This window comes from Micromonospora sp. NPDC050200, from assembly GCF_040656135.1.
Taxonomy (GTDB): domain Bacteria; phylum Actinomycetota; class Actinomycetes; order Mycobacteriales; family Micromonosporaceae; genus Micromonospora.
The window spans coordinates 1-12,143 of the sequence record NZ_JBFALG010000036.1 but is presented as its reverse complement, the minus strand read 5'-3'; the positions used below and the strand labels follow the sequence as shown (position 1 = coordinate 12,143).

The following is a 12,143-nucleotide window of genomic DNA, read 5'->3' as shown; positions in this document are numbered from 1 at the left end:
CGGCACGCTCATCGATGAAGGAGCGCATCTCGTGGGTGAAATGTCCGAGCTCGGGCGCCTGGTCCTGCTCGGCGCGCCGCTGGGCAACCCCGCCGACGCCTCCGCGCGGTTCCGCGAGGTGCTCTCCACCGCCGACGTGGTCGCCGCCGAGGACACCCGCCGCCTCACCCGGCTGGCCCGTGACCTCGACGTCACCGTCGGCGGCCGGATCGTCTCCTACTTCGAGGGCAACGAGGAACGGCGCACCCCGGAGCTGGTCGAGGTGCTGACCGCCGGCTACCAGGTCGCGCTGGTCACCGACGGCGGCATGCCCAGCGTCTCCGACCCCGGCTACCGGCTGGTCCGGGCGGCGCTCGACGCCGGCGTGCCGGTCACCGCCGCGCCCGGCCCCAGCGCGGTGACCACCGCCCTGGCACTTTCCGGCCTGCCCTGCGACCGGTTCTGCTTCGAAGGCTTCCTGCCCCGCTCGCCCGGCGGCCGGCGGTCCCGGCTGCGCGCCCTGGCGACCGAGGAACGGACCCTGGTCCTCTTCGAGGCCCCGCACCGGATCGCCGGCGCGCTGGCCGACCTCGCCGCCACCTTCGGCGCCGACCGCCCGGCCGCGCTCTGCCGCGAGCTGACCAAGACGTACGAGGAGATCGTCCGCCGGCCGCTCGGCGAGCTGGCGGAGTGGGCCGCCGAGGGCGAACCGCGCGGGGAGATCACCCTGGTGGTCGCCGGGGCCCCGGAGCGGCCCGCGGAACGCCCCGACGACGACACGCTGCGCGCCGCGGTCGCCGAGCGGGAGGCCGCCGGGCTGTCCCGCCGGGACGCGATCAGCGAGGTCGCCGCCGGCTACGGGCTGCGCCGCCGGGACGTCTACACCGTCGTGCACAGCTGAGGCGTCGGCCGCTCACCAGGCGGCGAGCAGGAAGCCCAGGGTGATCAGCAGCGGCCCGCCGTATGCGCCGGCCGTCGCCCACCGGCGGTGCCGGCTGTCGGCCAGCCTCGCCGCCCCGGTCCCCCGGGCGATGCCGGCGCCGCAGCCGGCCACCACCAGCAGCCCGAGCAGCCAGCGCAGGTGCCGGCCCACCCCGGTGTCGACGTACGCGGTGTCGTCGCCCGCCCCGGTCATCCGCGCCGGCAGCGCCGTACCGGTGGCGCGGCGCTCGCCCGGCACCCCGCTGACCCGGACGCCGTGGGCGAGGAACCGGCCCCGGTCGGCGGCGAAGATGCCCCGGCACCGCTGGGTCACCCCGCCCCCGGTGCAGTCGGTGATCACCACCGTCCCGGTGGTGGCGTGGCCCACCGCGAGCCAGAACGGCCCGGCGCTCACCCAGGCGAAGAAGGCGGCGACCAGGCTCAGCGCCACCAGCACGGCCAGCCCCCGCACCGGGTCCGGCGGGTGCGGGGCACGCGACGCGCGCGGCCGGGCGGGTACGGCGGGCGGGCGCCCGCCGCGCTTCGGCTCCTCGCGCAGCGGCGTGCCGTCCCAGTGCACCTCCTCGATCGGCCGCCAGGAGAAGTTCTCCCCGTCCGCCGTACCCGTGTCGGCGGCGCGGCCGCCCGACGGCTGGCGGACCGGGACCCGGCGCGGCACCGCGTCGACCGGCGCCCCGGTGGTCGGCTCCACCTCGACGGGCGTCCCGTCCGGTCCGGGCACCACCCGCGGCTGAGGTGCGACCGCGCCGCCCCGGGCCGGCGCGGCCGGGCCGCCCGGCGGATCCGTCCTGGTGCCCGGGGACGGGTCGCCGTGCCCGGGTGCCGCTCGTCTGCCAGTCACGGCGTTCATTTGACACCGTGCCGGAGGGGGCAGCGGGCAGCTCAGGCCGCGTGTCGGCGACAAATCGGACGAACTGTGAGGGTGGGTGGAACCGTCAACCGGGTCGGCCCGGACCCGGGGAGGCCTATTGGTTCGCGGTCACCCGGCAGCGGTCACTACGCTTGCTGGTCATGAGTCACGTTCTCGCGGCGGTCGCCTGGCCGTACGCCAACGGCCCGCGCCACATCGGCCACGTCTCCGGTTTCGGCGTTCCCTCCGACGTCTTCGCCCGGTACATGCGGATGGCCGGCCACGACGTGCTCATGGTCTCCGGCACCGACGAGCACGGCACCCCGATCCAGGTGCAGGCCGACGCCGAGGGGGTCACCCCCCGCGAGCTGGCCGACCGGTACAACCGGGTGATCGCCGAGGACCTGCGGGCGCTGGGGCTCTCCTACGACCTGTTCACCCGCACCACGACCCGCAACCACTACGCGGTGGTGCAGGACCTCTTCCAGGGGCTGCACCGCAACGGCTACATCGTGCCCAAGGTGACCACCGGCGCGATCTCCCCGTCCACCGGCCGGACCCTGCCGGACCGCTACATCGAGGGCACCTGCCCGATCTGCGGCTACGACAGCGCCCGCGGCGACCAGTGCGACAACTGCGGCAACCAGCTCGACCCGGTCGACCTGATCGACCCCCGGTCGAAGATCAACGGCGAGACGCCGAAGTTCGTCGAGACCGAGCACTTCTTCCTGGACCTGCCCGCCCTGGCCGACGTGCTGCGGCGGTGGCTGGACACCCGGGAGGGCTGGCGCCCCAACGTGCTGCGCTTCTCCCGGAACCTGCTCGACGACCTCCAGCCCCGGGCCATCACCCGGGACCTGGAGTGGGGCGTGCCGATCCCGCTCGACGGCTGGCGCGACCGCGGCGACAAGCGGATCTACGTCTGGTTCGACGCGGTGATCGGCTACCTGTCCGCCTCCATCGAGTGGGCCCGCCGCACCGGCGACCCGGAGGCCTGGCGGAAGTGGTGGTCGGCCGACGCCGAGGGGAAGGACGCCCGCGGCTACTACTTCATGGGCAAGGACAACATCGTCTTCCACTCGGTGATCTGGCCGGCGCTGCTCTCCGGCTACTCGGGCGAGGGCGCCAGCGACGGCGAGCCGGGCGAGCTGGGCCGGCTCAACCTCCCCACCGAGGTCGTCTCCAGCGAATACCTGACCATCGAGGGACGCAAGTTCTCCTCGTCCCGCAAGGTCGTCATCTACGTCCGGGACTTCCTGGAGCGCTACGACGCCGACGCGCTGCGCTACTTCATCGCCGCCGCCGGCCCGGAGAGCAACGACACCGACTTCACCTGGTCTGAGTTCCTCCGCCGCAACAACGACGAACTGGTCGCCGGCTGGGGCAACCTGGTCAACCGGTCCGTGTCGATGGCGGCGAAGAACTTCGGCGCGATCCCGCCGGTCGACCCGGCCGGGCTCACCGAGGCCGACGAGGCGCTGCTCGCCACCGCCCGGGCCGGCTTCGCCACGGTGGGCGACCTGATCGCCCGGCACCGGCAGAAGCAGGCCATCGGCGAGGCGATGAAGGTGGTCGCCGAGGCCAACAAGTACCTCTCCGACCAAGCCCCGTGGAAACTGAAGGACGAGGCGGACAAGCCGCGGATGGGCACCATCCTGCACGTCGCCCTCCAGGTGGTCAGCGACGCCAACACGCTGCTCACCCCGTTCCTGCCGCACTCCGCGCAGAAGGTGCACGAGCTGCTCGGCGGCACCGGCGTGCACGCGCCGATGCCGGTCATCGAGGAGGTCGACGACCTCGACGGCGGCCCGGCGTACCCGGTGCTGACCGGCGACTACACGGTCGGGGCGCGCTGGGAGTCCGTACCGGTGGAGGCCGGCCGGCCGCTCGCGGCGCCGAAGCCGGTCTTCCGCAAGCTCGACCCCTCCATCGTCGAGGAGGAACTGGCCCGCCTGGCCGGCTGACCGCACGTACGCACGGCGGCGCGGCCCGGGAACGTCCCCGGGGCCGCGTCGCCGATCCGTCGGCCCGTCGCGTCAGGCGGGGGCCATGCTGGGCTGGCCGAAGAAGTTCAAGATCGACTTGCTGACCTCGTCGGCGTGCGTCCAGGGCGTGCCGTGCGGGGCGCCCGGCAACGTGATCAGTTGGCTGTTCGGCAGCATCGGCTGCAGCCGCTGCCCGGTCACCGGGTACGGCAGCACGTTGTCCTTGTCGCCCTGCACGATCAGCACCGGCACGTCGATCCGGGGCAGGTCACCCCGGAAGTCGGTCTGCCACGCGTCCACGCAGTCGTGGGTGCCCTTCGCCGAGGCCATCGCCCCGATGTTCCAGTGCCCCCGGTACGCCTCCTCGCTGACCCACCTGCCCTTGTTCTCCGAGTAGTTGAAGAACGCGTCGCAGAAGGTGCTCAGGTAGGCGAACCGATCGGCCAGGATGGCCTGCTGGAAGCCCTCGAAGAGCTTCTTGTCGACCCCCTCCGGGTTGTCCGCCGTCTTCAGCAGGAACGGCGCCAGCGGGGCCAGCAGCACCGCCCTGCTCACCCGGCTCGACCCGTACGTGCCCAGGTAGCGGGTCACCTCACCGGTACCCATCGAGTGGCCCACCAGCATCGCGTCCCGCAGGTCCAGCTCCGTCATGATCACGTCGAGGTCGGCGGCGAAGGTGTCGTAGTCGTACCCCGTCGTCGGCTGGCTGGACGCGCCGAAGCCCCGCCGGTCGTACGTGATCACCCGGTAGCCGGCGTTCAGCAGCGGGATGGACACCTTCTCCCAGGTCGCGCCGTTGAACGGGAAGCCGTGGATCAGCACCACCGGCTGGCCCGAGCCGTGATCTTCGTAGTACAGGTCGACGGGGGCGAAATTCTCCGCTCCGACGGTGATGAAAGGCATGCGGGTCTCCTGATCCGTGGATGTCGGACGCCCGCGCTTTCCCGGGCCGCTGCCCGTTATGCGCGCCCGGTCAGAGCACGTACGGCACCTCCACCACCTGGTCGTCGGTGACCTCGGCCCCCGGCGCCCACGCCTCGTAGACGCCCCGTTCCTGGCACTGCGCCCCCGTCCCGACCACCGCGTCCGGATCCGGACGGCACAGCCGCAACCGCAGCCACCCCGCCTCCTCCCGCAACACCAGGCACGGCACGTCCCGCCAGCGCGCGTACCGCAGCCGGCGGGCCACCGACTCCACCGGATAGCGGGCGGCCCGGGTCATCGCCAGCACCCGGAACCCGCCCGGCAGGTCGGCCACCGCCTCGTAGTCGGTGCCGGCGTAGCCGCCGACCAACTGGGTGGAGCGGGGCGCGTCGCCGGTGGGCAGGTACTCCTGGTCGGGGGAGAGCCCCGGCACCGCGGCGAGCAGGTGCCGCCACTGCGGGCCGACCATCCGCAGCCAGCCCCGCTGCTCCGCCTGGTAGCTGTAGAGCACCACCTCCACCCCCTCCGCGGTGTACGCGAGCAGGGTGGCGTTGGCCGGCATGGGCAGGTCGGCGCAGTCCCGGGTGACGAACTCCGGGATCAGCTGCGCGTTGCTCGGCACGAAACCGGTGCCCAGCACCGGCGGGCCGAGCCGGTCCCGCGGCGGCAGCGCCAGCAGGCCCCGGTGCGCCGGGCCGGCCGGCACGTCGAAGTCGACCGGGTCGACGGCCCGCCAACGCAGCACGTACGCCACGTCGTCACCGCCGCCCGCGCCGTCACCGCGCAGCACCGCCAGCGCCCCCGGCGTACGCAGGTGCGCCACGTCGTGCTCCCGGTAGCAGAAGCCGTGCGGCAGCCAACCCCGCACGTACCCGGCGAGCTGCTGGGCGGAGAGCACCTTCACCATCCGGGTGCCCCGCCGGACCACCGCCGAGGCGCGGACCGCGGTCAGCGTCGGGTCCCCGGCCGCCGCCGGCTGCTGGCTGAGCTGGTGCACGTACGCCCAGCCCCGCTCCCGGTGCAGCGGCATCCGCAGCGGCGCCTCCGGCTCCTCGGCCGGCTCCACCGCCCCGTGCACGGCGCCGACCTCGGTCACGTGCACGAACTTCCGCCACGGCAGCGCCGTCCCGGGCCGGGGCGACCACTCGAAGCCGCGCGCCTCGTCGGCGCTGAACAACTCGTACGCCGCGCCCCGGGCGATCTCCTCCGCCGGGTACACCGCGCCCTCGTACCCGACGCGCAGAACGGTGCCGCTGGCCTGAGGGGTGAGGGTCATTCCGGAAACGCTAAGCGCGCGGGATGCCAGCCCGGTGAACAGTCGATGGCGTCCCGGCGACGTGGCGCGCCGTCGGTGTGTGATGCTGGCCGCGATGAGTGAGCCGACCGAAACCCGCAAGCAGCGCGCCGCCCGGCGGGCCGGGGAGTTCCCGCCCGCACCGGAGGCGCTGCCCCACCCCGTGCTCGACAGCCACACCCACCTGGACATCACCGTCAGCGAGGCCGGGGTGCCCGGCGGCGGCCCCGCCGACGACCCGGTCGCCGCGGCGGTCGAGGTGGCCGCCGCGGTCGGCGTGGACCGGCTGGTCCAGGTCGGCGTCGACGTGGGCTCCTCCCGCTGGGGCGCGGACGTCGCCGACAAGTACCCGGCGGTGCTGGCCACCGTCGCGCTGCACCCCAACGAGGCGCCCCGGCTGGCCGACCTGGACGCCGCGCTGCGCGAGATCGAGGCGCTCGCCGCCCGCGACCGGGTCCGGGGCGTCGGCGAGACCGGGATGGACTTCTTCCGTACCGGGGACGAGGGGCGGGCCGCGCAGGAGGAGAGCTTCCGGGCGCACATCGCCATCGCCAAGCGGTACGGCAAGGCGCTGGTCATCCACGACCGGGACGCGCACGCCGACGTGCTGCGCGTCCTCGACGACGAGGGCGCGCCGGACATCGTGGTGCTGCACTGCTTCTCCGGCGACGCCGAGTTCGCCGCCGAGTGCGTCCGCCGGGGCTACCTGCTCAGCTTCGCCGGCACCGTCACCTTCGGCAGTGCCGGCGCCCTGCGCGAGGCCGCCGCGCTGACCCCGCTCGACCAGATCCTGGTGGAGACCGACGCGCCGTACCTCACCCCGATGCCGCACCGGGGGCGGCCGAACGCGTCGTACCTGATCCCGTTGACGGTCCGGTCGCTGGCCGCGACGACCGGCGCCGACCTCGACGAGCTCTGCGCGGCCATCTCCGCCACCGGCGACCGGGTCTTCGGCCCGTGGTGAGCGGGCGCGGTCCCGCCGCTACGCTACGGGCGTGACCGGTCTCCTCGGCCCGGCGGAGATCCGGGAACTGGCCGCCCGCCTGGGCGTCGCCCCCACCAAGAAGCTCGGCCAGAACTTCGTGCACGACCCGAACACGGTCCGTCGGATCGTCACCGCCGCCGGGCTGGCCCCGGACGACGTGGCGCTGGAGGTCGGGCCGGGGCTCGGCTCGCTCACCCTGGCCCTGCTGCCGGTGGCCGCCCACGTGCACGCTGTGGAGATCGACCGGACGTTGGCCGGCGCGCTGCCGGAGACCGCCGCCCGGCACGCCGGCCCGGACGCCGCCCGGCTCACCGTGCACCACGCCGACGCGCTGCGGGTCCGCGCCGCCGAGCTGGCCGACCCGGCCCCGACCGCGCTGGTGGCGAACCTGCCCTACAACGTCGCGGTGCCGGTGGTGCTGCACCTGCTGGCCGAGCTGCCCACCCTGCGGCACGGCCTGGTGATGGTGCAGAAGGAGGTCGCCGACCGGCTCGTCGCCGGTCCCGGCTCCAAGGTGTACGGCGTCCCGTCGGTGAAGCTGGCCTGGTACTCCCGCGCCCGCGCCGCCGGCCGGGTGCCGCCGAACGTGTTCTGGCCGGTGCCGAACGTCGACTCCGGCCTGGTCGCCTTCACCCGCCGTGAACCGCCCCGCGACGACGTCACCCGGAAGCGGGTCTTCGCCGTGGTGGACGCCGCGTTCGCGCAGCGCCGCAAGACCCTGCGGGCCGCGCTGGCCGGCTGGGCCGGCGGCGCCGACCGGGCCGCCGCCGCGCTCACCGCCGCCGGCGTCGATCCCGGCGCACGGGGGGAGTCACTCACCGTCGAGCAGTTCGCCGCCATCGCCGCGTCGGCTCCGGCCGCCGCGCCCGCCGCGCAGTAGGCTGGCGCCGTGCCCGCCGAGGAGGTGTACGAGTGACCGCGCAGCCGATCGACCCCGCCGCCGCAGGGATGTGGACCCCCGATCCGATCCGCCAGCGCCTGGCCAGCTACACCATCGAGGACGTGCTGGCCCTGCCCGACGACGCGCCCCGCGTCGAGCTGGGTGACGGAGTCCTCGTCGTGGTCCCTTCCCCCACCTTCGGCCATCAGACCATCGGCAATCTGCTGTGGCTGTGGCTTCGGCAGCACGCCCCGTTCGATCTGACGCCGGCCACCGCCGTCGGGGTGGCGATCAACCATCGAAACACCCTGGAACCGGACGTGGTGCTGCTTCGTCGTCCCGTGGTGGGCGAGAATCACTACTTCGATGCCGAGCAGGTCGTGCTCGCCGTCGAGGTGGTCTCGCCCGGCACCCGGCGCCGGGACCGGCTGGAGATGCCGGCGGACTACGCCGACGCCGGCATCCCGCACTACTGGCGGATCGAGCAGAATCCGGTGCACGTGTACGCGTACGACCTGGTCGACGGCCGGTACGAGCTGGTCGCCGACTCCGCCGAGGAGCTGATCGTGGAGAAGCCGTTCGACATTCGCCTGCGCCTGCGGGACCTCGCCCCGTGACCGAGGCCTGGCGACCGGACGAAGACGACGAGCAGCAGCGGCGCGGCGCCAGCGGACCGGTCCGGGTCCGGGTGCCGGCCAAGGTCAACCTGCACCTCGGGGTGGGGCCGCTGCGCCGCGACGGCTACCACGAGCTGAACACCGTCTACCACGCCATCTCCATCCACGACGAGCTCACCGCCCGCCGCGGCGACACGCTCACCCTGACCATGGAGGGCGAGGGCACCGGGGAACTGGCCCTGGACGACAGCAACCTCGTCATCCGGGCCGCCCACGCCCTCGCCGGGTACGCCGGGGTGCTGCCGCACGCCCGGCTGCACCTGCGCAAGCAGATCCCGCTCGCCGGTGGGCTGGCCGGCGGCAGCGCCGACGCCGCCGCCGCCCTGGTCGCCTGCGACGCGCTCTGGGGTACCGGCCTGTCCCGCGACGAGCTGGCCGGCATCGCTGCCGACCTCGGCTCGGACGTACCCTTCCTGATTCACGGCGGCACCGCCCTCGGCACCGGCCGGGGCGAGGCGGTCAGCCCGGTCCTGGCCCGCCCCACCTCCTGGCACTGGGTGGTCGCCGTCGCCGACGGCGGCCTCTCCACTCCGGCGGCCTACCGGGAGCTGGACCGGCTCCGCGACGCCAGCACCGCCGGTGAGCCGCTGGGCAGCACCGACGCGCTGCTCGCCGCGCTGCGCCAGCGCGACCCCCGGGTGCTCGCCGCCACCCTCGGCAACGACCTCCAGGACGCCGCCCTGGCGATGCGCCCGTCGCTGGCCGACACCCTCAAGGCCGGCGAGGCGGCCGGCGCGCTCGCCGGCATCGTCTCCGGCTCCGGGCCCACCTGCGTCTTCCTCGCCGCCGACGCCGGCGACGCCGAGCGGATCGCCGCCGAGCTGGAGGCGGCCGAGGTGTGCCGGGAGGCCCGGGTCGCCCACGGCCCGGTCGCCGGCGCCCGCATCACCTGAGCCGGCCGGCCCACCCCCCCGTCCCCGCGTCAGCGGGCCCGCCTGGGACGGCCGCCGCCCACCGGCGGGTACGCCGGGCTGCGGCCCGGGACGGAACAAGCGGGCGTCGGGGCCGGTTGACCCCCAGGGGCCCGGTGCCCGGCCGCACGGCCACGGCGCCCGCGTACCCTGAAACGTCGCAGGCGTCCCACGTGCCCCGCTGGCACCGGGACGCCTTCATCATGAGAGGTAGGTGAGGTCGTGGCCAACATCGTCAACCTGGACCGGGTGTCCAAGGGGTACGGCGCCGCCGGGCCGCTGCTCACCGACGTCTCGCTCGGCCTCGACGACGCCGACCGGATCGGTGTGGTCGGCCTCAACGGCGCCGGCAAGTCCACCCTGCTGCGGCTGCTCACCAAGCAGGAGGAGCCGGACGACGGCCGGGTCACCCACCGCCGTGACCTGCGCGTCCTCTGGCTGCCGCAGAACCTCACCCTCGCCCCCGACGCCACCGTCCGGGACGTGGTGCTCGGCACCGCCTGGCTCGGCCAGAGCATGGGCGCCGAGCACGAGTGGGCCGGCGACGCCGGCGTCCGGGCCATCCTCGACGGCCTCGGCATGCCGCACCTCGGCCTCGACCAGCCCGTCGGCCCGATGTCCGGCGGCGAGCGGCGCCGGGTGGCCCTCGCCGCGCTGCTGGTCCGCGACGCCGACCTGCTCATCCTCGACGAGCCCACCAACCACCTCGACGTCGGCGGCGTCGACTGGCTGGCCCGGCACCTGGTCGGCCGCAAGGGCGCGCTGGTCGTGGTCACCCACGACCGGTGGTTCCTCGACGCGGTCTGCACCACCACCTGGGAGGTCGCCGACCAGGCCGTCCGCGCCTACGAGGGTGGCTTCGCCGCCTGGACCCTGGCCCGCGTCGAGCGCGAGCGGGTCGCCGCGGCCACCGAGGCCCGCCGGCAGAACCTGCTCCGCAAGGAGATCGCCTGGCTGCGTCGCGGCCCGCCCGCCCGCACCTCCAAGCCGCGCTTCCGCATCGACGCGGCCAACGCCCTCATCGCCGACGTCCCGCCGCCGCGCGACACCATGTCGCTGCAACGGCTCGCCACCGCCCGGCTCGGCAAGCAGGTGTACGACCTGGAGCACGTCCGGCTGCACGCCGGCCCGAAGGAGATCCTGCACGACGCCACCTGGCAGGTCGGCCCCGGCGACCGGATCGCCGTCCTCGGCCGCAACGGCGCCGGCAAGACCACCCTGCTGCGGATGCTCGCCGGCGTCACCCGCCCCGACGGCGGCCGCTTCCACACCGGCTCGACCGTCCGGCCCGCGTTCCTGTCGCAGGAACTGGCCGAACTTCCCGGTCACCTGCGGGTCCTGGAAGCCGTCGAGGAGGTCGCCCGCCGGGTCCAGCTCGGCGACCGGGAGGTCTCGGCCGCCCAACTCGCCGAGATCTTCGGCTTCGACGACCGGCGGCTCTGGACCCCGGTCAGCGACCTCTCCGGCGGGGAACGCCGCCGGTTGCAGATGCTCCGGCTGCTCGCCGGCGAACCCAACGTGCTCCTCTTCGACGAGCCCACCAACGACCTGGACACCGACACCCTCGCCGCGTTGGAGGACCTGCTCGACTCCTGGCCCGGGACGATCGTCGTGGCCAGCCACGACCGCTACCTGATCGAGCGGGTCACCGACGTCGCGTACGGGATGTTCGGCGACGGCCGGCTGGTGCACCTGCCCGGCGGCGTCGACGAGTACCTCGCCCGCGCCGCCGGCGCCCCCGCCCCGGCGCGCACCGGGACCGGCCCCGCCCCGGCGGGCGCCCCCACCACCACCGGCATGTCGGCCGCCGAGGCCCGGCAGGCCCGCAAGGAGCTGAGCCGGCTGGAACGGCAGATCGCCAAGCTGGAACAGAAGGAGAGCGGGCTGCTCGACCAGCTCGCCGCGCACGCCACCGACTACGCCAAGGTCGCCGAACTCGACGCTCAGCTCAAGGAGGTACGCGCCGAGCGCGAGCGGACCGAGGAGACCTGGCTCACCCTGGCCGACGAGATCCCGCCGGTCTGACCGCCGCCGCGCCGCCGTCCGACCCGCGGACGGGGGCCGTGTGCGGCGTCACATCCCGGCGTGCGGGACAATCGTCGTCGACCTCTCTCATCCCCACGGCGTTGGAGACTCAGACATGGCCCATACCCCCGTCAACCACCCCGCGCGGCCGATCTACCGGGCGATCGGCGGGCTCGTTGGTCTGTACCTGGTGGTCTTCGGTGTGCTCGGCATCATCGCGAACGCCGGCAACGACATCCTCGCCCAGGATGGCACCAAGGTCCTGGGTCAGGGGACGAACCTCGGATTCTCGCTGCTCAGCATCCTGCTCGGCATCGTCGTGCTGGCCGGCACCGCGATCGGCCGCAACCTCGACGTGGCGATCAACCAGTTCCTGGCGTACGGCCTGATGGTGCTCGGCCTGGCCGAACTGGCGTTCCTGCAGACCGACGCCAACATCCTCAACTTCACCATCATCACCGTCATCGTGGTGCTGACGCTCAGCCTCGTCCTGCTGATGGTCGGTATGTACGGCAAGGTCGGCAGCGACGAGGAGCAGGAAGCCTTCGAGAAGGCTCGTCTGGTTCTCTGATCTGTGGTGGGTTTTCGCCGGAGCCCGACCGGCTGATCTGTGGTGGGTTTTCGCCGGAGCCCGACCCGCTCCGGGCGGTCAGGCTTGATCGGCTCGGTGTACTCAACGAACACCTCGGCC

At 74.0% G+C, this 12,143-nt stretch carries 11 protein-coding genes; 8 read left to right on the top strand and 3 right to left on the bottom strand.

Annotated features, from left to right (window positions below; all coding sequences use genetic code 11):
* Nucleotides 1-31 precede the first annotated feature (31 nt).
* Nucleotides 32-880, top strand: a complete 849-nt coding sequence (rsmI, locus tag AB0I41_RS22485) for a 16S rRNA (cytidine(1402)-2'-O)-methyltransferase (protein ID WP_357110736.1) — start codon at nt 32-34, stop codon at nt 878-880.
* A gap of 12 nt (nt 881-892) precedes the next feature.
* Here rsmI and AB0I41_RS22480 read toward each other — a convergent pair whose 3' ends face one another.
* Nucleotides 893-1,771: a hypothetical protein gene (locus AB0I41_RS22480; protein ID WP_357110734.1), complete on the bottom strand. Its 879-nt coding sequence runs from the start codon at nt 1,769-1,771 to the stop codon at nt 893-895.
* Between the two features lie 161 nt (nt 1,772-1,932).
* On the opposite strand from AB0I41_RS22480, the gene metG reads away from it, so the two are divergent.
* A complete protein-coding gene (gene metG / locus AB0I41_RS22475) occupies nt 1,933-3,735 on the top strand; it encodes a methionine--tRNA ligase (RefSeq protein WP_357110731.1) in 1,803 nt (600 codons plus the stop codon).
* A 72-nt stretch (nt 3,736-3,807) separates the two neighbouring features.
* Here the strand turns inward: metG and AB0I41_RS22470 are convergent, their stop codons facing one another.
* Both AB0I41_RS22470 and AB0I41_RS22465 read right to left on the bottom strand, forming a co-directional pair.
* Nucleotides 3,808-4,659, bottom strand: coding sequence for an alpha/beta hydrolase (locus AB0I41_RS22470; protein ID WP_357110727.1), 852 nt, complete (start codon nt 4,657-4,659; stop codon nt 3,808-3,810).
* Between the two features lie 70 nt (nt 4,660-4,729).
* A complete protein-coding gene (locus tag AB0I41_RS22465) occupies nt 4,730-5,956 on the bottom strand; it encodes a hypothetical protein (RefSeq protein ID WP_357110725.1) in 1,227 nt (408 codons plus the stop codon).
* A gap of 82 nt (nt 5,957-6,038) precedes the next feature.
* Between AB0I41_RS22465 and AB0I41_RS22460 the strand changes: the two genes are divergently transcribed.
* The 6 genes from AB0I41_RS22460 (at nt 6,039) to AB0I41_RS22435 (ending at nt 12,023) form a co-directional block, all read left to right on the top strand.
* Nucleotides 6,039-6,938, top strand: a complete 900-nt coding sequence (locus tag AB0I41_RS22460) for a TatD family hydrolase (RefSeq protein WP_357110909.1) — start codon at nt 6,039-6,041, stop codon at nt 6,936-6,938.
* Nucleotides 6,939-6,969: 31 nt separating this feature from the next.
* Entirely contained in the window at nt 6,970-7,839 is an 870-nt protein-coding gene (rsmA, locus tag AB0I41_RS22455; RefSeq protein WP_357110723.1) for a 16S rRNA (adenine(1518)-N(6)/adenine(1519)-N(6))-dimethyltransferase RsmA, read from the top strand.
* Between the two features lie 32 nt (nt 7,840-7,871).
* Nucleotides 7,872-8,456: a Uma2 family endonuclease gene (locus AB0I41_RS22450; RefSeq protein WP_357110721.1), complete on the top strand. Its 585-nt coding sequence runs from the start codon at nt 7,872-7,874 to the stop codon at nt 8,454-8,456.
* A complete protein-coding gene (locus AB0I41_RS22445; protein ID WP_357110718.1) occupies nt 8,453-9,409 on the top strand; it encodes a 4-(cytidine 5'-diphospho)-2-C-methyl-D-erythritol kinase in 957 nt (318 codons plus the stop codon). Before AB0I41_RS22450 ends, AB0I41_RS22445 begins: the two co-directional genes overlap by 4 nt.
* A 240-nt stretch (nt 9,410-9,649) precedes the next feature.
* Nucleotides 9,650-11,452, top strand: a complete 1,803-nt coding sequence (locus AB0I41_RS22440) for an ABC-F family ATP-binding cassette domain-containing protein (RefSeq protein ID WP_357110715.1) — start codon at nt 9,650-9,652, stop codon at nt 11,450-11,452.
* A 115-nt stretch (nt 11,453-11,567) separates the two neighbouring features.
* The gene (locus AB0I41_RS22435; RefSeq protein ID WP_357110712.1) at nt 11,568-12,023 is read left to right on the top strand and encodes a DUF4383 domain-containing protein; all 456 of its coding nucleotides are present in this window, start codon (nt 11,568-11,570) and stop codon (nt 12,021-12,023) included.
* The last annotated feature ends 120 nt before the right edge of the window (nt 12,024-12,143 follow it).

What these genes read in the sequence shown, in the direction of transcription:
- AB0I41_RS22465 (WP_357110725.1), bottom strand. Translation starts at nt 5,956, where the DNA reads ATGACCCTCACCCCTCAGGCCAGCGGCACCGTTCTGCGCGTCGGGTAC.
- AB0I41_RS22435 (WP_357110712.1), top strand. Translation starts at nt 11,568, where the DNA reads ATGGCCCATACCCCCGTCAACCACCCCGCGCGGCCGATCTACCGGGCG.
- AB0I41_RS22480 (WP_357110734.1), bottom strand. Translation starts at nt 1,771, where the DNA reads ATGAACGCCGTGACTGGCAGACGAGCGGCACCCGGGCACGGCGACCCG.
- AB0I41_RS22470 (WP_357110727.1), bottom strand. Translation starts at nt 4,659, where the DNA reads ATGCCTTTCATCACCGTCGGAGCGGAGAATTTCGCCCCCGTCGACCTG.
- metG (WP_357110731.1), top strand. Translation starts at nt 1,933, where the DNA reads ATGAGTCACGTTCTCGCGGCGGTCGCCTGGCCGTACGCCAACGGCCCG.
- AB0I41_RS22460 (WP_357110909.1), top strand. Translation starts at nt 6,039, where the DNA reads ATGCTGGCCGCGATGAGTGAGCCGACCGAAACCCGCAAGCAGCGCGCC.